15 protein-coding genes are annotated in these 21,152 nt (G+C 64.3%); 5 read left to right on the top strand and 10 right to left on the bottom strand.

Translation table 11 applies throughout. From position 1 onward, the window contains the following. Nucleotides 1-162 precede the first annotated feature (162 nt). The 5 genes from A9971_RS29005 to A9971_RS28985 all read left to right on the top strand — a co-directional run bounded on the left by A9971_RS29005 (nucleotide 163) and on the right by A9971_RS28985 (nucleotide 6,726). On the top strand, nucleotides 163-3,657 hold the full coding sequence (locus A9971_RS29005; protein ID WP_183000334.1) for a response regulator: 3,495 nt from the start codon (nucleotides 163-165) through the stop codon (nucleotides 3,655-3,657). After that, nucleotides 3,657-4,472 (top strand): protein-glutamate O-methyltransferase CheR, encoded by an 816-nt coding sequence (locus tag A9971_RS29000; RefSeq protein WP_011061533.1) that lies wholly within the window; start codon nucleotides 3,657-3,659, stop codon nucleotides 4,470-4,472. Before A9971_RS29005 ends, A9971_RS29000 begins: the two co-directional genes overlap by 1 nt. Next, nucleotides 4,469-5,077, top strand: coding sequence for a chemotaxis protein CheB (locus A9971_RS28995; RefSeq protein ID WP_011061532.1), 609 nt, complete (start codon nucleotides 4,469-4,471; stop codon nucleotides 5,075-5,077). Before A9971_RS29000 ends, A9971_RS28995 begins: the two co-directional genes overlap by 4 nt. Then, nucleotides 5,067-6,248 carry a hybrid sensor histidine kinase/response regulator gene (locus tag A9971_RS28990; RefSeq protein ID WP_011061531.1) on the top strand — a complete coding sequence of 394 codons (1,182 nt, stop codon included), beginning with the start codon at nucleotides 5,067-5,069 and terminating at the stop codon, nucleotides 6,246-6,248. The genes A9971_RS28995 and A9971_RS28990 overlap by 11 nt, the downstream gene beginning before the upstream one ends. A gap of 100 nt (nucleotides 6,249-6,348) precedes the next feature. Then, the gene (locus tag A9971_RS28985; protein WP_011061530.1) at nucleotides 6,349-6,726 is read left to right on the top strand and encodes a response regulator; all 378 of its coding nucleotides are present in this window, start codon (nucleotides 6,349-6,351) and stop codon (nucleotides 6,724-6,726) included. Nucleotides 6,727-6,736: 10 nt separating this feature from the next. Here A9971_RS28985 and A9971_RS28980 read toward each other — a convergent pair whose 3' ends face one another. From A9971_RS28980 to fdxH, 10 genes are all read right to left on the bottom strand, one after another. Continuing rightward, entirely contained in the window at nucleotides 6,737-8,407 is a 1,671-nt protein-coding gene (locus tag A9971_RS28980) for an ATP-binding protein (RefSeq protein WP_183000333.1), read from the bottom strand. Further along, nucleotides 8,404-9,906, bottom strand: coding sequence for an ATPase domain-containing protein (locus A9971_RS28975; protein WP_183000332.1), 1,503 nt, complete (start codon nucleotides 9,904-9,906; stop codon nucleotides 8,404-8,406). Before A9971_RS28975 ends, A9971_RS28980 begins: the two co-directional genes overlap by 4 nt. Nucleotides 9,907-10,105: 199 nt before the next feature. Continuing rightward, nucleotides 10,106-11,161: a tetratricopeptide repeat protein gene (locus A9971_RS28970; RefSeq protein ID WP_011061527.1), complete on the bottom strand. Its 1,056-nt coding sequence runs from the start codon at nucleotides 11,159-11,161 to the stop codon at nucleotides 10,106-10,108. Between the two features lie 74 nt (nucleotides 11,162-11,235). Beyond that, nucleotides 11,236-12,135 (bottom strand): bestrophin family protein, encoded by a 900-nt coding sequence (locus tag A9971_RS28965; protein WP_011061526.1) that lies wholly within the window; start codon nucleotides 12,133-12,135, stop codon nucleotides 11,236-11,238. Between the two features lie 337 nt (nucleotides 12,136-12,472). After that, nucleotides 12,473-13,894 carry an efflux transporter outer membrane subunit gene (locus tag A9971_RS28960; protein ID WP_183000331.1) on the bottom strand — a complete coding sequence of 474 codons (1,422 nt, stop codon included), beginning with the start codon at nucleotides 13,892-13,894 and terminating at the stop codon, nucleotides 12,473-12,475. Next, nucleotides 13,891-17,070: an efflux RND transporter permease subunit gene (locus A9971_RS28955; protein ID WP_183000330.1), complete on the bottom strand. Its 3,180-nt coding sequence runs from the start codon at nucleotides 17,068-17,070 to the stop codon at nucleotides 13,891-13,893. Before A9971_RS28955 ends, A9971_RS28960 begins: the two co-directional genes overlap by 4 nt. A 15-nt stretch (nucleotides 17,071-17,085) precedes the next feature. Next, complete coding sequence (gene mexE, locus A9971_RS28950) at nucleotides 17,086-18,333, bottom strand: multidrug efflux RND transporter periplasmic adaptor subunit MexE (protein WP_011061523.1); 1,248 nt, start codon at nucleotides 18,331-18,333, stop codon at nucleotides 17,086-17,088. Nucleotides 18,334-18,724: 391 nt separating this feature from the next. Further along, a complete protein-coding gene (gene fdhE / locus A9971_RS28945) occupies nucleotides 18,725-19,639 on the bottom strand; it encodes a formate dehydrogenase accessory protein FdhE (protein WP_041118418.1) in 915 nt (304 codons plus the stop codon). Then, nucleotides 19,636-20,268 (bottom strand): formate dehydrogenase subunit gamma, encoded by a 633-nt coding sequence (locus A9971_RS28940; RefSeq protein WP_015635778.1) that lies wholly within the window; start codon nucleotides 20,266-20,268, stop codon nucleotides 19,636-19,638. The genes fdhE and A9971_RS28940 overlap by 4 nt, the downstream gene beginning before the upstream one ends. Beyond that, nucleotides 20,268-21,149: a formate dehydrogenase subunit beta gene (gene fdxH / locus A9971_RS28935; RefSeq protein WP_015635777.1), complete on the bottom strand. Its 882-nt coding sequence runs from the start codon at nucleotides 21,147-21,149 to the stop codon at nucleotides 20,268-20,270. The genes A9971_RS28940 and fdxH overlap by 1 nt, the downstream gene beginning before the upstream one ends. Nucleotides 21,150-21,152 lie beyond the last annotated feature (3 nt).

Here is a 21,152-nt window from a genome sequence, read left to right as displayed (position 1 = left end):
ACAAAAAAATCCCCTTGTACAAGCGCCAGCAAGAATAACCGCTTCCTTTGTCCCACGGCAGGACAAATCGCAAGCGAGCGCTACCTTGGTTATAAAAAATAGCTGTCCTGGCTGAATGTGGGGCAAACTTCGTTTTTTTTCACCAGCGCCAAGGTCCATCAAATGATTCGTCCGTCTTCGGTTGATGAGCAGAGTTTCCGCAAGCTGCTGATCCGCAACATCAGCCTGCCGCTGGGTGTCGGTGTACTCAGCGCGGTTTTTTTCGTGTCACTGATCACCTACCTGCTCTCGGTCATCCAGTGGGTGCAGCACACTGACCGAGTGATCAACAACCTCAACGAGTCGGCGCGCCTGACCATCGACCTGGAAACCGGCATGCGCGGCTTCCTGATCACTGGCGACGAACACTTTCTGGACCCCTACGAAGTGGCCAAGCCGCGCATCGTCAGCGAACTGCGCAGCTTGCAGGAGCTGGTGGGGGACAACCCGCAGCAGGTGGACCGGCTCAAGCGCCTGGAAGCCCTGCAGGTGGAGTGGAACAACTTTGCCCAGGGCATGATCGACCTGCGCCGCCAGAGCGGTGATTACCGCGGGGCGGTGCAGGCCGGGCGTGGCAAGCGCCTGACTGACGAGATCCGCAAGGAATACGACGACGCGGTGGCCATGGAGCAGCAGTTGCGCCTGGAGCGTAACGAGAACGTTACCCGCACCACCATTTTCAGCGTGGTGCTGTACCTGCTGTTCGTGGTGGGCATCAGCGCGCTGCTGGCCTACATCGGCCGTCGTGACCTGCTGGCACTGTCCAAGAGCTACAGCGACAACCTCGAAGCCCAGGAAAAGAGCGCCCAGCGCCTGGAGCAGCAGGCCTGGCTGCGCAACGGCCAGACCGAACTGGCCGAGCAGATGCTCGGCCAGCTGAGCCTGAACCTGCTGGGGCGCAACATCCTCCAATTTTGCGCCCAGTACCTGGGCACACCGGTGGCGGCGCTCTATGTGCGCGAGGAGCACGGTGGCCTCAGGCGCGTGGCGTCCTATGGCTTCTCCCGGGAACAGGAAGCCCAGGAACAGTCGCTGTACAGTGATGAAGGGCTGGTGGGGCAGGCCGCGCAGCACAAGCGCCTGATCCGTCTGGACGAGGTGCCCGCCGATTACTTCAAGGTCAGCTCTGGCCTGGGCGATGGTTCGCCGCGCAGCGTGCTGGTGGTGCCGACCCTTGACGACGATCGGGTCAACGGGGTGATCGAGCTGGGCTTCCTGCGGGCCTTGAGCGAGCGCGACGTCGAGCTGCTGGAACTGATTGCCGGCAATATCGGCACCTCCATCGAGGCCGCGCGTTATCGCCAGCGCCTGCAGGAAGTGCTGGCCGAGACCCAGCAGCTCAACGAAGAGCTGCAAGTGCAGCAAGAAGAGCTCAAGACCGCCAACGAGGAGCTGGAAGAGCAGTCGCGGATCCTCAAGGAATCCCAGGTGCACCTGGAAACCCAGCAGGTGGAGCTGGAGCAGACCAACGAGCAACTGGCGGAGCAGGCGCAGATCCTGGCCGATCAGCGCGACGCCATGGACCGCAAGAACAACGAGCTCAACGAGGCCCAGACCCAGCTCGAGGAGCGCGCCGAAGAGTTGCAGCGCTCCAGCAAGTACAAGTCCGAGTTCCTTGCCAACATGTCCCACGAGCTGCGCACGCCGCTCAACAGCTCGCTGATCCTGGCCAAGCTGCTGGCGGAAAACCCCCAGGAAAACCTCAGCCCCGAGCAGGTCAAGTTCGCCGAGTCGATCTATTCCGCGGGCAATGACCTGCTGAACCTGATCAACGACATCCTCGACATCTCCAAGGTCGAGGCCGGCAAGCTCGAAGTGCGCCCGGAGAACGCCAGCGTGCCGCGCCTGGTGGACGGGCTGCGCACCCTGTTCCAGCCATTGACCCAGGACAAGGGCCTGGAATTCAAGGTGGAGCTGCAACCGGGAGCGCCGCAGATGCTGTTCACCGACCGCCAGCGGGTCGAGCAGATTCTCAAGAACCTGCTGTCCAATGCGGTCAAGTTCACCGAGAAGGGCCAGGTGAGCCTCACGGTGTCCGCTCAGCCGGGGGCCGGTATCGCCTTTGCCGTGCAGGATTCGGGGATCGGCATTGCCCAGGATCAGCAGGAAAGCATCTTCGAGGCCTTCCGCCAGGCCGACGGCACCACCAACCGGCGTTATGGCGGCACCGGCCTGGGGCTGTCGATCTCCCGGGATCTGGCGACCCTGCTCGGCGGCTCCATCAGCGTCAGCAGCGAACCCGGCCGCGGCAGTATCTTCACCCTGGTGCTGCCGGAGCAGTACCAGGAGGCCGCCGAGCCGCTGGTGGCGCCGCCGGCCCCAGTCGCGCCCGTGGCCGCGCCTCAGCCTGCCAGCCTGCCGCAGCCGGTGGCCGAGGCCCCGGGGGCGGACATTCCGCGCTTCGCCGATGACCGCGACAAGGCGCCGTTCAGCAGTCGTTGCATCCTGGTGGTGGAAGATGAGGCGAACTTTGCCCACATCCTCTTCGACCTGGCCCACGAGCTGGGTTACCACTGCCTGGTGGCCCACGGCGCCGACGAAGGCTACAGCCTGGCTGCCCAGTTCATCCCGGACGCCATCCTGCTGGACATGCGCCTGCCGGACCACTCCGGCCTGACCGTGTTGCAGCGCCTCAAGGAGAACGCCCAGACCCGGCACATCCCGGTGCACGTGATTTCGGTGGAAGACCGGGTGGAAGCGGCCATGCACATGGGCGCCGTGGGCTATGCGGTGAAACCCACCACCCGCGAGGAGCTCAAGGATGTCTTCGCCCGCCTGGAAGCCAAGCTGACGCAGAAGGTCAAGCGCGTGCTGCTGGTGGAGGACGACGACCTGCAACGCGACAGCATTGCCCGGTTGATCGGCGACGATGACATCGAGATCACCGCCGTGGGCCTGGCCCAGGATGCCCTGGACCTGCTGCGCGAGAACGTCTACGACTGCATGGTCATCGACCTCAAGCTGCCGGACATGCTCGGCAACGACCTGCTCAAGCGCATGTCCACCGAGGATATCTGCTCCTTCCCGCCGGTGATCGTCTACACCGGGCGCAACCTGACCCGGGATGAAGAGGCCGAGCTGCGCAAGTATTCGCGCTCGATCATCATCAAGGGCGCGCGCTCGCCGGAGCGCCTGCTGGATGAAGTGACGCTTTTTCTGCACAAAGTCGAATCCCAGCTGTCCCATGAACGGCAGAAGATGCTCAAGACCGCCCGCAGCCGCGACAAGGTCTTCGAGGGCCGCAAGATCCTCCTGGTGGATGATGACGTGCGCAACATCTTCGCCCTGACCAGCGCCCTGGAACACAAGGGCGCGGTAGTGGTGATCGGCCGTAACGGCCATGAAGCCATTGCCAGGCTCAATGAAGTCGAGGATATCGACCTGGTGCTGATGGACGTGATGATGCCGGAGATGGACGGTTTCGAAGCCACGGTGCAGATCCGCAAAGATCCGCGCTGGCGCAAGCTGCCGATCATCGCGGTCACCGCCAAGGCCATGAAGGATGACCAGGAGCGCTGCCTGCAGGCCGGCTCCAACGATTACCTGGCCAAGCCCATTGACCTGGACCGGCTGTTTTCCCTTATCCGTGTGTGGCTACCCAAGATGGAAAGAATTTAGTGGAGCGTAATACCGAGATCGAACTGCGTTTGCTGATCGAAGCTATTTACCTCAAGTACAGCTACGACTTCCGCGACTACTCAGGTGCCTCGATCAAGCGCCGGGTCAACCACGCTTTGCGCCAGTTCGAATGCAAGACCATTTCCGCGTTGCAGGAACGGGTGCTGCACGACCCCACCGCGTTCATGCAGTTGCTGCAGTTCCTGACCATTCCGGTGAGCGAGATGTTTCGCGACCCGTCGCACTTTCTGGCGATCCGCCAGGAGGTGGTGCCGCTGCTCAAGACCTATCCTTCGATCAAGATTTGGATCGCCGGCTGCAGCACCGGGGAGGAGGTCTACTCCATGGCCATCCTGCTGCGCGAAGAGGGGCTGCTGGAGCGCACCATCATCTATGCCACCGACATCAACCCCAGCTCCCTGGAGAAGGCCAAGCAAGGCATCTTTTCCCTGGAGAACGTGCGGGCCTACACCCACAACTACCAGCAGGCCGGCGGCCAGCGCTCCTTTGCCGACTACTACACCGCGGCCTACGACTACGCGATCTTCGACAAGAGCCTGCGCGAGAACGTGACCTTCGCCGACCACAGCCTGGCGACCGACAGTGTATTCTCTGAAACTCAATTAATTTCTTGTCGTAACGTATTGATTTATTTCAATAAAAAATTGCAGGATCGCGCCTTCGGACTGTTTCACGAGTCCCTCTGCCATCGTGGTTTCCTGGTGCTGGGCAGCAAGGAAACCCTGGACTTCTCCGCCTATGGCAAGCACTTCGAGCCCTTGGTCAAACAAGAACGGATCTATCGCAAGACATGAGCCAGGAGATTGTCAGCCAGGGTTTCTGGCCGCAGATCGAGGCGATCGTGGTAGGGGCCTCTGCGGGTGGGGTCGAAGCCTTGCTGAAGCTGTTCAGCGGTTTCGCCCAGGGTTTCCGCCTGCCGGTGATCGTGGTCCTGCACCTGCCCGACGAGCGCCGCAGCCAGCTGGCCGAAGTCTTCGACCGGCGTCTGGCGCTGGCGGTGAAGGAAGCCGACGACAAGGAGCAGATCGTGCCTGGCACCCTGTACTTCGCCGCGCCCGGCTATCACCTGTCGGTGGAGCAGGACCGCAGCCTGTCGCTGAGCCAGGAAGAACGCCTGCATCACTCACGCCCGGCCATCGACTACCTGTTCGAGTCCGCCGCCGATGCCTATGGCCGGAACCTGGCCGCGGTGCTCCTGACCGGGGCCAACCAGGATGGCGCCCGCGGCCTGGCCGAGGTCAAGCGCCAGGGTGGCCTGACCATCGTCCAGGACCCCAATGAGGCCCATGTCTCGACCATGCCGGACGCCGCCCTGGCCCTGCATCAACCGGACTACATTCTCCCTTTGCGCGGCATCAGCCGTCTGCTTGCCGAGCTGGAAGGAACCCATGTTAAGTAATATTCAAGCCAAGCTGCTGATCGTCGACGATCTGCCGGAGAACCTGCTGGCCCTGGAGGCGCTGATCAAGCGCGAGGACCGTACGGTGTACAAGGCGCTGTCGGCTGACGAAGCCTTGTCGCTGCTGCTCCAGCATGAGTTCGCCATGGCTATCCTCGATGTGCAGATGCCCGGCATGAACGGCTTCGAGCTGGCCGAGCTGATGCGCGGCACCGAGAAGACCAAGAACATTCCCATCGTCTTCGTCAGCGCCGCCGGGCGCGAGCTCAACTACGCCTTCAAGGGCTACGAGAGCGGGGCGGTGGACTTTCTGCACAAGCCCCTGGACATCCACGCGGTGAAGAGCAAGGTCAACGTATTCGTCGACCTGTACCGCCAGAGCAAGGCCATGAAGCAGCAGGTCGAGGCCCTGGAGCAGAGCCGGCGCGAGCAGGAAGCGCTGCTCCAGAAGCTCCAGGCCACCCAGAACGAGCTGGAGCAGGCGGTGCGCATGCGCGATGACTTCATGTCCATCGTCGCCCACGAAGTGCGCACGCCGCTCAATGGCCTGATTCTCGAGACCCAGCTGCGCAAGATGCACCTGGCCCGGGAGAACGCCGCGGCCTTCAGCCTGGACAAGATGCACGCCATGGTCGACCGCGACGAGCGCCAGATCAAAAGCCTGATCCGCCTGATCGAGGACATGCTGGACATCTCGCGCATCCGTACCGGCAAGCTGTCGATCCGCCCCTCGCGGTTCGATCTGGCGCAGCTGGTGCGCGGGCTGGTGGAAAACTTCGCGCCTCAGGTGGAAGCGGCGCAGTCGTCCCTGAGCCTGCAGGCCGAGCAGCCCCTGGAGGGCAACTGGGACGAGTTCCGCATCGAACAGGTGGTTTCCAACCTGCTGACCAACGCCCTGCGCTACGGCGCCAAGAGCCCGATCGAAGTGCGGGTCTATGCCCAGGACGGCGAGGCTCGGGTCGAGGTGCGTGACCACGGCATCGGTATCAGCGAAGACAACCAGAAGCGCATTTTTCAGCAGTTCGAACGGGTCAGTGCCAACCACGTGGCGGCGGGGCTGGGCCTGGGGCTGTTCATTTCCGAGCAGATCGTCACCGCCCATGGTGGTGCCATCAGTGTCGAGAGCCGGATCGGCGAGGGCGCGCTGTTTCGCGTGAGCCTGCCCCTGTAGAGGCCCGTTGGCCGGTGAATCATTAAAAGCGTAACGCGCACGCAACCTCTGCGTGACCCAATGGTCGTAACAGCAGCAATTGACCGAGCAAAGGTTTTCCATGAGTGAAGATGCACAAGACGTCGTACTGATCGTCGAAGATGAACCAGTGATCCTGATGCTTCTGGCCGACTACCTGTCGGGCCTGGGATACCGGGTGCTGCAGGCCGAGAATGGCGAGCAGGCGTTCGAGATTCTCGCCAGCAAGCCGCACCTGGACGTGATGATCACCGATTACCGCCTGCCGGGCGGGATCACCGGGGTGATGATCGCCGAGCCCGCCGTGAAGCTGCGTCCGGATCTGAAGGTGATTTTCATCAGCGGCTACCCCAACGAAATCCTCGAATGCGGCAGCCCCATCACCCGCAAGGCGCCGATCCTGGCCAAGCCCTTCGACCTCAACAGCCTGCAGGAACAGATCCAGCAATTGCTGGCCTGAAGCCCGGCTATCAGTCGCGGATCATTTCCCGCACCTTGGCGGTCAGCAGGTCAAAGGTGAACGGCTTGGTGATCAGTTGCATGCCGGGTTCGAGAAAGCCACCACGGGCCGCCGCGTGCTCGGCGTAGCCGGTGATGAACAGGACCTTGAGCTCCGGGCGGATCTGCCGCCCGATTTCCGCCAGTTGCCGGCCATTCATGCCCGGCAGCCCGACATCGCTGATCAGCAGGTCGATGCGCTGCGCCGAGTCGAGGATCGGCATGGCGCTGCGGGCATCGCCGGCTTCGACAAAGGCGTAGCCCAGTTCGCTGAGCACCGCACAGACCAGCACCCGCACCGCCGGGTCGTCCTCGACGATCAGCACGGTTTCACCGTTCTGCGCATTGGGCGGTTGTTGCACCAGAGGGTGTTCGGCCTGCTCCAGGTCGCCGACAAAACGCGGCAGGTACAGGCTGACCTCGGTACCTCGGCCCAGGGTGCTGTTGAGGGTCACATGGCCGCGGGACTGCTTGCTGAAGCCGTAGATCATCGACAGCCCCAGCCCTGTGCCCTGGCCGATGGGCTTGGTGGTGAAGAACGGATCGAACACGCGGTTGATGATCGCCTCGGGCATGCCGCAGCCGTTGTCGCTGACTCGCAGCAGCACGTAGTCCCCCGGCTTGAGGTTGTCGTGGGCCTGGGCGAAGTCCGGGGCCAGGCGCTGGTTGAGGGTTTCCACCAGCAGCCGGCCGCCGTTGGGCATGGCGTCCCGGGCGTTGAGCACCAGGTTGAGCAGGGCGCTTTCCAGTTGGTTGGGGTCGGCTTCGGCCACCCATAGCTGCGGGTCCAGGCGCATGTCCAGCTCGATGCTTTCGCTGAGGCTGCGTTGCAGCAGCTCGCCCATGGAGGTCACCAGGGCGTTCATCTCCACCGGCTTGGAGTCCAGCGACTGGCGCCTGGAGAAGGCCAGCAGGCGGTGGGTCAGGCCGGCGGCGCGGTTGGCCGAGGTCACCCCCAGGTCGATCAGGCTGTCCAGGTCCTCGGTGCGGCCCCGGGCCAGGCGCCGGCGCAACAGCTCCAGGCTGCCGATGATGCCGGTGAGCATGTTGTTGAAGTCGTGGGCGATGCCGCCGGTGAGTTGCCCCACGGCCTCCATCTTCTGTGACTGGCGCAGGGCTTCTTCGTTGTGCCGCAGTTGTGCGGTGCGTTCTTCCACCTGCTGTTCCAGGGTCTCCAGGGTGCGTTGCAGGCGCAGTTCGCTCTGGCTCAGGTCGATCAGCCGGTCGCGGGCGTCGTACTGCCGGCGCCTGCCCCGCAGGGCGGCGCTGACCAGGCTGATCAGGGTCGCCGGGTGGAAGGGCCGTTCCAGAAAGCTGACGTTGCCCAGGGGCTCGCTGAAGCGCGATGCCGGGTTCTGCTCGGGGCCGCCGTGCTGGGTCAGCAGCACGATGGGCAGGTCCGACCACGCCGGTTGCTGTTCCAGGTGGCGCAGCAGGGGCTCCAGGTCGACCCCGCGCAAGGCTTCGGCGGCGATGATCACCAGCCCGGCGCCGTGCTCCAGCTGCTCGCACAGGGCGGGCAGGTGCGGGGTGATCAGGCTGCTGAAGCCGGCCTCCTTGAGCATCATCTGCGCCAGTTGGCTGTCACGCCCGTGGGGCGTGAGCACCAGAGCCCGTTCGGAAAAGTCGAGGTCGGGGCTCATTGGCCCTCATCCCTGAGCAGGGGTTTGCTCTCGCCCAGGTAGGTGGGTACGCCCCGCAGCACGCCCTGGAAGGCTTCCAGGGGCTCGCCTATGGTCAGGCCACGAGCGCTAATGCGGTATTCACGAATGGTCGACTCGTGGCTGCCGGTGCGTTTCTTGATGATGGAAATGGCCCGGCGCACCTTGCCCAGGGCCTCGAAGTAACGCAGCAGGATTACGGTGTCGGCCAGGTAGGTGATGTCCACCGGGGCCTGCATGTCGCCCACCAGGCCATGCTGGGCCACGGTCATGAAAGTGGCGGCGCCCTGGCGGTTGAGGTACAGCAGCAATTCGTGCATGTGCAGCACCAGGGCGTTTTCCTCGGGCATCGCTGCCTGGTAGCCGTTGATGCTGTCGATCACCACGGTCTTGATCCGCTCCTGGTCGACGCAGCGTCGCACCCGGTGGGACAGCTCCCCCGGCGAGAGCTCGGCGGCGTCCACCTGTTCGATGATCAGGTTACCGCTGTCCTGCAGCGCCTTGAGGTCGATGCCCATGTTGCGCATGCGCTCGAACAGCAGCCCCAGTTCCTCGTCGAAGATGAACAGCGCGGCTTTCTCTCCCCTGGCTACGGCGGCCGCGGCGAAGATCATCGAGATCAGCGATTTGCCGGTGCCGGCGGGGCCGAGGATCAGGGTGCTGGAGCCGGTCTCGATGCCGCCCCCCAGCAGCGCGTCCATCTCGGTGATGCCGCTGGTCAGGGTCAGGCGCTGGTATTGACCGCGGTGCTCGGCGGCCACCAGGCGCGGAAACACCTGGACCCCGTCGCCCATGATGGTGAAGTCATGGAAGCCGCCGCGGTACTTCTGGCCGCGGTATTTCACCACCCGGATGCGCCGGCGTTCGGCGCCGTAGCTGGGGGTCAGTTCTTCCAGGCGGATCACCCCATGGGCCACGCTGTGCACGGTCTTGTCCAGGGATTCGGTGGTCAGGTCGTCCAGCAGCAGGACCGTAGCGTCATAGCGCACGAAGTAGTGCTTGATCGCCAGGATCTGCCGCCGGTAGCGCAGGGAGCTTTGCGCCAGCAGGCGGATTTCCGAAAGGCTGTCGAGCACCACCCGGGTCGGCTTGACCCGCTCCACCACTTCGAAGATCTGCCGCGTGGCTTCCCCCAGCTCCAGGTCCGAGGAGTACAGCAGGCTTTGCTGGTGCTCGGCGTTGAGCAGGCTTTCCGGCGGGATCAGCTCGAAGATGTGGATGTTCTCATCCAGTTGCCAGCCGTGGGATTGCGCGCCCTGGCGCAACTCGCGCTCGGTTTCCGAAAGGGTGATGTACAGGCAGCGCTCGCCGGCGGCGGCGCCGGCCCGCAGAAAATGCAATGCCACGGTGGTCTTGCCGGTACCGGGTTCGCCTTCCAGCAGGAACACATGGCTACGTGACAATCCGCCGGAGAGGATATCGTCCAGGCCTTCGATGCCGGTGGCGGCTTTTTCGCTGAGCAACGCAGATGAGGTCGACAAACAATGCCCTCGCAAATAGGTCCAAGTGATCGGCGACGGCGTCGAGCACCTTGATATCGCTGATAAATCACTTGACCGCCTGCCGCTGGCACGGTTCAACCTTTTGTCGCCGTGGAGCCGCTGCTGAGCACAGCAGGCGCAGGGGGGCAAGGGTGCCAAAGGTGCGGCTGGGGATCGCGAGGCAAGGCCCGGGGGGCGGCTACAGGCCCTGCTGCAGGGCCGGGTCGTCGGGGTTCTGCTGTTCCAGCTGGGCCAGCAGGACCTGGACGTTCTGCAACTGGCCGCTTTCCTTCCAGTAGCTGATCAGCAGCACCCGCGCCTTGCGGTTGTAGGGCTGGCGCTGGACGATTTCCTCCAGTTGCTTCTGCGCCGCTTCCAGCTCCTGTTCGCTGTGCAGGGTGGTGGCCAGGTCGTAGCGGTAGGCGGCGTTGTTAGGCTCCAGTTCCACCGCCCGGGACAAGCCGAGCAGGGCGAACTCGCCCTGGCCATGGTGCAGCAGCCAGAGCCCCAGGGCATGTTGCAGGTAGGCCGAATCCTGCTGTGCCTGCAACTGCTTGGCCAGCAATTGGCGGGCGGCATCGCTCTGGCCCTGCTTGTCCAGCACTTCGATCTGCAGCACCACTGCCTGCAGGTTGTCCGGGGCCAGGCGCAGGGCCTGTTCCAGGGTCTGCTGGGCCTTGATCAGGTCGGCATTGTGCAGGTACAGGCGAGCCAGCTGGTACTGGGCCTCGACGTTGTCGCCGCGGGTCTTGAGCACTTGGGTGTATTCGTCGATCACCTGCTGCAACGGGCCGAAGTACAGGCCCTGGTCGTCGGGGCTCAGGCCCAGCAGGGCGTCCACCGCGGCGAAGCGCACGCTCTGTTCGTGATCGTCCAGCAACGGCCCCAGCAGCAGGCTGCGCTGGCCGCTGGGCACCAGGCCGAGCACGCTCTTGATCGCCGCTTTGCGCACCTCGGCAGAAGGGTGATAGAGGTCAGCGTCCGCCAGTTTCAGTGCCTGGGGGCTGGGGTAGTTGGCCAGCACTGCCAGCAAGCGGATGCGCTGCTGGTCGTCGAGGTCGGGCCGGCCCAACTGCTGGTAGAGCACGCGCGCCGCGCCAGGCTGGCCGTTGCGGGCTTTTTCCAGTGCCGCGCTGTAGCCATGCTTGATGGCCTCGGGAACCTGCGGCGGGCTGCTGCGCAGAAAGCTCCAGGCCAGGGCCAGGACGACGACGGTAAGCAGGCTGATCAGCAGGTAGCGGCGGGGCTGGGACATGCAGGAATCCGGAAGCTGGCGACTTTTGGAAGGCGCAAGCTTCGGTCAGGAACCGGCTTGAGTCAAACCCCGGTTCAGGTCAGCACGTACTCCTGCGGCTCCAGCAGCGGCGGCAGCTCGGTTTGCCCCAGCGCCGCCAGGACTTCGCGCTCCAGGCCGCGCAATAGAGCGCTGCACGGCAGGTCGTTGTCGTCATAGCCGAAAGGGTCTTCGAGGTCGTCGCCGATCTCGTCCAGGCCCAGGAAGGTGTAGCTGACAATGGCGGTGAAGATCGGCGTCAGCCAGCCCAGGGGCTCGGCCATGGCGAACGGCAGGAGGATGCAGAACAGGTAGATGGTGCGGTGCAGCAGCAGGGTGTAGGGGAAGGGCAGCGGGGTGTTCTGGATCCGCTCGCAGGCGGCCTGCACCAGGCTCAGGCTGACCAGCCGGGTTTCCAGTTGGGTGTAGCGCCATTCGCTGATCAGCCCCTGCTGGGCCCACTGCGAGCAGCGCTGGCCGATGCGTTGCAACTGCGCGTCGGTGAGGTTCGGGTGGCCGGGGTCGAGGCTGGCCTGGGCCCAGGGGCGCAGGGCGGCGGCCTCGTCTTCATGGCGCAGGCGGGCGATCAGGCTGTGGGCAAAGCCGCACAGGTCGCGCAGCATGCCCTCGCGCTCGGGGTGGCCGTCGATGATCAGGCTTTCACGGATCAGCGAACGCACCTCGATGATCAACTGCCCCAATTGCTTGCGGCCTTCCCACCAGCGGTCGTAGCAGGCGTTGTTGCGAAAACTCATGAAGATCGACAGCGACAGCCCCAGCAGGGTGAAGGGCGTGGCGTTGACCTTGGAGAAATAGCTCGGTTGCAGGGTTTCCACCAGCACGATCACCGAGGCCAGCAGTGTGACCAGTACGCAGCGCAGGGCAATGCGCTTGGCAATCGAGCCCTTGAGGGCGAAGAGGATGCCGATCAGGTTCGGCTTGGGGCGGACAATCATGGGGGCTGAGGCCAGGGCGATTACGCGGCGAGTGAAGAGTAGGAGCGCGCTGTGGGGCTGTCCAATCGCAATGGCCGACTGCGTGATCGACGGCCTCTATCAATGGGCTTGGGGTGGGCGGTGTTCTGGCGGGCGCCTTCGCTGGCAAGCCAGCTCCTACCGGGGCCATGTATTCGGGGCCATGCGTTTGGGGTCCTGCGTTGCGCGGGCTCTTGTAGGAGCCGGCTTGCCGGCGAAGAGGCCCTTGAGCCGGGCAAAAAAAAGCCCCGCGACCGAATGATCCACGGGGCCAAACATTGGTTGGTTGCGGCCAACCAAAGGAGCTCGTTGCAAATCCTTACTTGCTGGCTACCGTCTCCGGTTGCCAGCCACCACCCAGGGCCTTGTAGATGGCGACGATGCCGCGGTACAGGTCGACTTCGGCCTGGGCCTGGGAGTCTTCGGCGGCCAGGCGTTCACGCTGGGCATCGAGCAGCACCAGGAAGTCCACGGTGCCTTCGCGGTAGCGGATCTCGGCCAGGTCCGCGGCGGCGCGGCTGGATTCGCTCTGGCGAATCAGGGAGATCAGCCGTTGCTGGCGCTTGCCGTAGTCGCTGAAGGCGTTTTCCGATTCCTCCAGGGCCAGCAGCACCTGCTGCTCGTAGCTGGCCAGGGCGCCGTCGGCATTGGCGTCGGCGCCGCGCAGGCGGGCTCGCACACTGCCCAGGTCGAAGGCCGCCCAGGTGATGCTCGGGCCCAGGGCCCAGGCATTGGCCGCCGAGGAGCCGATCTGCGAACCGCGCCCGGCAGTGAAGCCGAGGAAGCCGCTGAGGCTGACCCGTGGGAACAGGTCGGCCTTGGCCACGCCGATGCGCGCGGTGGCCGCTGCCAGCTTGCGTTCGGCGCTGAGAATGTCCGGCCGGCGTTGCAGCAGCTCGCCCGGGTCGCCAATCGGCAGGGCCTTGGCAATGGCCGGCAGCTGCGCCGGCGACAGGTCGACGCTGAGCTTGTCCGGGCGTTCACCCAGCAGGGTAGCGATGCGGTTGCGCTGGCGGGTCTGCTCGGCCTGCAGCTGTGGCACGCTGGCTTCCACCGAAGCCAGGCGGGCGTCGGCGCGGACCACATCGAGCTGGTCGCCGACCCCGGCGTCGCGCAGGCTTTCGGTGATCTTGCGCGAGGCCTGCTGGTTGTCCAGGTTGGCCAGGGCGATCTTTTCCCGCAGCTGTGCGCCGCGCAACTGGCCGTAGGCGTCCACCAGCTCGGCGATCATGGTCACCTGCAGTTGGTAGAGGTCGGCCTCGGCGGCCTGCTGGTCGGCGTCGGTGGCTTCCAGGTTGCGCTGGATGCGGCCGAACAGGTCCAGCTCCCAGGCCATGTCCAGGCCCAGGTCGTAGCGCTCGCTGTTCACTCGCTTGCTGGTCTGGCCGGGGATCTGCCCCTTGGCCAGGTCGCTGCTGGCGCGGCTGGTGATGGTGGGCATGGCGTCATTGCTGGCGTCATCGCGAATCGCCCGGGCGGCCCGCAGGCGGGCGAAGGCCACCCGCAGTTCACGGTTGCCCTGCAACGATTTGCTCACCAGCTGGTTGAGAGTCGGGTCATCGAACTGCTGCCACCAGATGCCTTCGAAGCGTGCGCGGTCGAAGTTCTTCTGGCCCGCAGCGCCATCGGTGGCGGCGCTGATGTGCGCCGCCTCGGTGGTTGGGCTCTGGTAATCCGGACCGACGGCGCAGGCACTCAGGGCCAGCACCAGCAGGCTCGGCAGGAAGACTTTGGAACTCATTGTTGCGCCTCCAGTTGCAGAGCGCGGGCGGCTTTGCGCGCCTCGCTGCGCTCCACGTAGTTGCGGATCAGTACATAGAACACCGGAGTCAGCAGCAGGCCGAAGAAGGTCACCCCGAGCATCCCGGAGAACACCGCGACACCCATGGCATGACGCATTTCCGCACCGGCGCCGCTGGAGATCACCAGGGGCACCACGCCCATGATGAAGGCGAAGGAGGTCATCAGGATCGGCCGCAGACGCAGGCGGCAGGCTTCCAGCACCGCGGCCAGCGGGTCGAGGCCTTCCTCTTGCTTGTCCTTGGCGAACTCGACGATCAGGATCGCGTTCTTGCAGGCCAGGCCCACCAGAACGATCAGGCCGATCTGGGTGAAGATGTTGTTGTCGCCCCCGGAGACGATCACCCCGGTAATGGCCGACAGCAGGGTCATGGGCACGATCAGGATCACCGCCAGTGGCAGGCTCCAGCTTTCGTACTGAGCGGCCAGCACCAGGAAGGCCAGCAGCACGCAGAGCGGGAAGACGAACAGCGCGGTGTTACCGGCCAGGATCTGCTGGTAGGTCAGCTCGGTCCATTCGTAGGTCATGCCGTTGGGCAGTTCTTCCTTGAGCAGTTTCTCGATCGCCGCTTCCGCTTGCCCGGAGCTGTAGCCCGGGGCCGCTGCGCCGTTGATTTCCGCAGTGACGAAGCCGTTGTAGTGCATCACGCGGTCGGGACCTGCGGTGTCGCTGACCTTGATGAAGGTGGCCAGGGGGATCATCTCGCCCTTGTTGTTGCGCACTTTCAGCTGGCCGATCTGCTCGGGCTCGAGACGGAACTGCTGCTCGGCCTGGACGTTGACCTGGTAGGTGCGGCCAAAGCGGTTGAAGTCGTTGGCATACAGCGAACCCAGGTAGATCTGCAGGGTGTCGAAGATGTCGGAGATCGCCACGCCGTGGGTCTTGGCCTTTTCCCGGTCGATGGCAGCATCCACCTGGGGCACGTTGACCTGGTAGCTGGTGAACAGCCCGGCCAGTTCCGGCACGCTGCGGCTCTTGGTGATGACGTTCTGCACTTCCTTGTACAGCTCGTCGTAGCCCAGGCCGCTGCGGTCCTCCACCTGCAGGCGGAAGCCGCCGATGGTTCCCAGGCCCTGTACCGGCGGCGGTGGGAAGATCGCCATGTAGGCGTCCTGGATATCCGCGTACTTGCCGTTCAGGGCACCGGCGATGGCACCGGCGGACATGCTCGGGTCCTTGCGCTCATCGAAGGGCTTCAAGGTGACGAAGACGATGCCGTTGTTCGGGCTGTTGGTGAAGCCGTTGATCGAAAGGCCAGGGAAGGCCACCGCACTTTCCACGCCGGGCTGCTTCAGGGCGATGTCGGACATGCGCTTGATCACGTCTTCGGTGCGGTCCAGGCTCGCGGCGTCCGGCAGTTGGGCGAAGGCCACCAGGTACTGCTTGTCCTGGGCCGGGACGAAACCGGTCGGGGTGTGGGCGAAGCCGAACCAGGTCAGCACCATCAGGCCTGCATAGAGGAACAGGGCGATGCCGCTGCCACGGATGACCCGGCGCACGGTGCCGACATAACCACCGCTTGCGCGATCGAAGAAGCGGTTGAAGGGTTTGAACAGCCAGCCCCCCAGCAGCTTGTCGAGGATCTTCGAGAAGCGGTCCTTGGGCGCATGGTGTTCCTTGAGCAGTACCGCGGCCAGGGCCGGCGACAGGGTCAGGGAGTTGAAGGCCGAGATCACCGTGGAGATGGCGATGGTCAGGGCGAACTGCTTGTAGAACTGCCCGGTCAGGCCACTGATGAAGGCTGCCGGTACGAACACCGCGCACAGCACCAGGGCGGTGGCGATGATCGGGCCGGTCACTTCACGCATGGCACGCTTGGTGGCTTCCACCGGGTTCAGGCCCAGGCCGATGTTACGTTCGACGTTCTCCACCACCACGATGGCGTCGTCCACCACGATGCCGATGGCCAGCACCAGGCCGAACAGCGACAGGGCATTGAGCGAGAAACCGAACAGGTGCATCACCGCGAAGGTGCCGATCAGCGACACCGGTACGGCCACCAGCGGGATGATCGAGGCACGCCAGGTCTGCAGGAACAGGATCACCACCAGCACTACCAGGATCAGGGCTTCGAACAGGGTGTGCACCACCGCTTCGATGGAGCCGCGGACGAAGATGGTCGGGTCGTAGACGATGCTGAAGTCCATGCCCTGCGGGAAGCTCTGCTTGAGTTCGGCCATCTTGGCCCGCACTTCGTTGGAGATCTCGATGGCGTTGGAGCCCGGGCGCTGGAAGATCGGGATCGCCACCGCCGGCTGGTTGTTGAGCAGGGAACGCAAAGCGTACTGGCTCGACCCCAGCTCGATGCGGGCGATGTCCTTCAGGCGGGTGATCTCACCGTCCTCACCGGAGCGGATGATGATGTTCTCGAACTCTTCCTCGGTGACCAGGCGGCCCTGGGTGTTGACCGACAGCTGGAAGCTGGTGGCGGTGGGCGCAGGCGGCGCGCCCAGGGCACCGGCGGCGACCTGGCGGTTCTGCTCACGAATGGCGGTGACCACGTCGGTGGCGGTCAGGTTGCGCGAAGCGGTCTTGTTCGGATCCAGCCAGACCCGCAGCGAGTAGTCGCCCATGCCGAACAGCTGCACGTCCCCCACGCCGCCCAGGCGCGCCAGCTCATCCTTGATGTTGAGCAGGGCGTAGTTGGACAGGTAGAGCATGTCGTAGCGTTTGTCCGGCGAGGTCAGGTGGACCACCATGGTCAGGTCCGGAGAGGCCTTGTCCACGGTGATGCCGATGCGCGTCACTTCTTCGGGCAGCTTGGGCTGGGTGCGGGTCACGCGGTTCTGTACCTGCACCTGGGCGTTGTCCAGGTCGGTGCCCAGGGCGAAGGTGATGGTCAGGGTGATCTTGCCGTCAGCGGTGGATTGCGAGGACATGTAGAGCATGTTCTCGACCCCGGTGATCGCCTGTTCCAGGGGCGCGGCCACGGTTTCACCGATGACTTTCGGGTTGGCCCCCGGGAAGTTGGCGCGCACCACCACGGTGGGCGGCACCACTTCCGGGTATTCGCTGATGGGCAACTGGAACAGCGAGATGGCGCCGGCGATCAGGATCAGCAGCGACAGCACCGCGGCGAAGATCGGCCTTGAAATGAAGAACTGGGAAAAATTCATCTTGAGAGTCGTCCCTTAACCGCGCGGTGTCGCAGCGGCGAGTTTCACAGCCGGAGCCGCCTTGGCAGGGGTGACCTGCGGCAGGTTGCTGGCTTCCAGTGCTTGGCGTTGTTGGGCCAGGGCGGCGAGGGTTTCCTTGCTGGCCATGGGGATCACTTCAGGCGTGACCGGTGCGCCGGGACGTGCCCGCTGCAAGCCCTTGACGATGATGGTGTCGTCCTTGCTCAGACCGTTGCGCACGATGCGCAGGCCTTCGATCTTCGGCCCCAGTTCCACGGCGCGGTAGGCCGGCTTGTTGTCGGCGTCCATCACCAGCACGAACTTCTTGCCCAGGTCGGTGCCCACGGCTTCGTCGTTGATCAGCATCGCCGAGTAGGTGCCACTGCCCACCAGTTTCAGGCGCGCATAGAGGCCCGGGGTATAGCTGCCGTCGCTGTTGTCGAACACCGCGCGGCCACGGATGGTGCCGGTCTTGGGGTTGACCTGGTTGTCGACGAAGTTCATCTGCCCCAGGTGCGGGTGGCCTTCTTCATTGGACAGGCCCAGGTACACCGGGGTGGTCTGGCCGCGCTGGCCCTGGCGGGCGAGCTGGGTGTACTTGAGGTACACGCGCTCGTCGGCGTCGAAGTAGGCGTAGACCTTGTCGGTGGAGACCAGGCTGGTGAGCGGGGTGACATCGGCGGTCACCAGGTTGCCGGCGGTGATCTGCGCGCGGCTGACCCGGCCGCTGATGGGCGCCACCACCCGGGTGAAACTCAGGTTGAGCTTGGCCACGTCCAACTGGGCCTGGATCGCATCGACCCCGGCCCGGGCTTCCTGGGCGGCGCTGGTGCGAGTGTCGGCCAGCTCGGCGGAAATCGCGTTGCTGGTCAGCAGGCGCTGGCCGCGCTGGGCTTCGTTGGCACTGCGGGTCGCGGTGGCCCGAGCCTGTTGCAGCTGGGCTTCGAGGCGGCGTACTTCAGCCTGGAAAGGCCGTGGGTCGATCTGGAACAGCAGGTCGCCTTTCTTCACCAGGGCGCCTTCGGTGAAGGCCACCTGATCGATCTGGCCCGAGACCCGAGGTCGGATCTCCACGGTTTCCGGGGCTTCCAGGCGCCCGGTGAATTCATCCCATTCGTTGACCGGCTGTTCCAGTACCTTGGCCACGCTGACTTTGGCAGCGGGCGGGGCGGAGGCGGTCTCAGGGGCTTTGCCGCACGCGCTCATCACCAGCACGGCGAGAACGGCGAGTGGAAAACGTAGGAGTTTGACTGACTGGTCCATGGTGCATCCGCCACTGTATTTGAGATGGGCGGATGATGCTCGGCAGGGTTGTATCTCACGAATCGAATGAAGCGAAGGTAACTATCATTCGGAATGATATAAGCGCCAAGCAAGCCCTCTAGCATGCACCTTTCGTTAGGCTGCTATCAATTCCCTGGCGTGCAATTAGTTATTGCGGCTGACGCAATATTGGCCGGTGCTACCGGAGTCGACTGGCCCGCGAAAAGGGCCTTTCGACGCCCGGGTGCTTTCGTTGGCAAGCCCATTTCTACGAGGCTTTTGGGTGCTGGGATCACCGATTCCTCCGATATCGGTTGCTGTCCAGCCTGGGGCTGGGGCAGCGCAGACCTTCGAGCTAGCCGCTTCGGTGGATTTCTCGGGCCGCCAGACGTCATGCCTGGCCGGGAAACAGGAACGGGTTGATGCTGCTTCGCGCGAAGCCTTCAGCCTCAAGCCCGGCATCCAGGGCCAACGACGCAAGGTCGTCGGCCACCGGCTCCAGCGTCTGATCGTGTGGGTAATAGAACACCTTCAGGTAGCTCTGGCAGTCTCCACAGCTCTCGGCCTTGACCGCGCTGTCCTGGTGCTCCAGCGACCAGTAGTGCAGTTGGCCGGTGCCTTCGCAGTTGCTGCATTTGGCTCGCACCATGTGCCAGCGGCTCTCGCATAATCCGCAGTGCAGGTAACGCAGGCCGGCGCGCTTGCCGCTGAGGATCACGCTGGCCACCGGCGCGCTGCAGCACACCGGGCAATGCTGGCGCTGTTCTCCCACCTGGGCCTGGGCAGTCACCGGCAGGGCGCTGGCCAGTTGGCTGAAATACAGGCTCAGGGCCGCCCAGAAAAACAGCGCCTGGCCGCTGTCTACCTGAAGGTAATGCCCCAGCAGCAACTGCTCGGCACAGGCTTCACGCTGCTCGGCGGGCATGCCGCCGATGGCGTCCAGGGCCTTGGTCAGCGGGGCGCTGGCGTCCCTGCGCAGGTGCTCGATCAGTTGCTCAAGGGCCGCTTGCCAATAGGCCGAGCGCGGCAGGCGCTGCACATCCAGCGGCGCGCCATCACCGATCCGCGCCACCAGCGCCTGCAACTCCTCGGCCGCCACCGGCGAACGCTCGAATATCGCCTGTTGCGCCTCGGCCACCCGCGCGGCAAACCGCAGGTAGTCGGCCTGCTCGTGACCTTCGGCCAGTTGGCGCAGGCGCGCTGCGCGCCGGCTGAAGTGCTGGCGCAGGTCCGGCAGCAACAAGGCGCTGATTTCTTCCACGCCGCCACTGGTGGGCTCCAGTGGGGTTAGCTTGATGCTGCTCATTTCTTCTCACTCTTGGAAATCTGCTGGTACCAGCGGTCATGGTGCGAGCGGGCCCAACTGCGCGATACGTAGCCGGTGACCATGCCGCGGATCGAACCCTTGACCCAGAACGCCAGGTAGGCGTGACCGATGATCAGCAGCATCAGCGAGATCCCGGCCAGGGCATGGGTGAGCAGGGCGATGCGAATCAGGGGAATGCTGAAGTACTGGGCGAACCACGGCCGCCAGATCACCACGCCGCTGAGCAGCAACAGGCTGATCAGGCCCATGATTCCCCAGAACAGGATCTTCTGCCCGGCGTTGTACTTGCCAATCTGCAGCGGTTGGCTGTGGTCCCCCGAGAGCACCGTCTTGAGGTTGCGAAACCAGATCGCGTCCTGGCGTTCCGGCAGGTTGTGCTTCACAAAACGCACGAACAGGAACATCAGCAGCAGGAACACCACCGTTCCCAGAAACGGGTGCAGGATGCGCGCCAGCTGCGGTGTGCCGAACACGCCGTTGAGCCAGTTCAGCGACGGGAAGAACCACGACAGCCCCGACAACGCCACCATGAAGAAGCAGATGACCATGAACCAGTGGCTGGCGCGCTCGATAAAGCGGGTACGCAGGATCAGCTTGTTCTTGTTCATCACGGGTTCTCCTTGAGGTCTTCTTCGACTTCGTTCGGGCCGACGCCGATGTAGTGGAATACCGTACCGGCCAAGGTGGCGAAGAAAGCCACGGCGGCCGCCGGCTTGAGCCAGCCTTTCCAGCCTTCGATCGCGCTGCTGATGCGCGGGTCAGGGTTGAGCTTGTGGTACAGCTGCGGCTGGTCGGCGTGTTGCAGCACGTAGAACACATGGGTTCCGCCCACCGCTTGCGGGTCGTAGATCCCCGCGCCGGCAAAGCCGCGGCCCTGCAGTTCGGTGACCCGTTCTGCGGCCTGCACCAGCATGTCGGCCTTGCTGCCGAAGTTGATCGCCCCGGTGGGGCAGGTCTTCACGCAAGCCGGCTCCTGGCCCACCGTGACCCGGTCGACGCACAGGGTGCACTTGTAAGCCTTGTTGTCCTTCTTGCTGATGCGCGGCACGTCGAACGGGCAGCCGGCGACGCAGTAGCCGCAACCTATGCAGTGCTCGGACTGGAAGTCGACGATGCCGTTGGCGTACTGGATGATCGCTCCCGGTTGCGGGCAGGCTTTCAGGCAGCCAGGGTCGGCACAGTGCATGCAGCCGTCCTTGCGGATCAGCCATTCGAGCTTGCCGGCTTCGTTCTCGTGCTCGTCGAAACGCATCAGGGTCCAGGTATCGGCGCTGAGGTCGGCGGGGTTGTCGTAGACCCCGACGTTGTGGCCGACTTCGTCGCGCAGGTCGTTCCATTCGTTGCACGCCACCTGGCACGCCTTGCAGCCGATGCAGATGCTGACGTCGATCAGCTTGGCCACTTCGGCCTGGTGATCGCGGGCCCGCGGCGCCGGGGTGAAGGCGTTGGTAGCCGAACGGCGGATGATGTCTTGGGATTGCATGGACATGTC

Source organism: Pseudomonas sp. UME65 (genome assembly GCF_014170225.1).
GTDB lineage: Bacteria > Pseudomonadota > Gammaproteobacteria > Pseudomonadales > Pseudomonadaceae > Aquipseudomonas > Aquipseudomonas protegens.
Note: the sequence above shows the minus strand (reverse complement) of the source record. Positions and strands in the feature narration are given on the sequence as shown.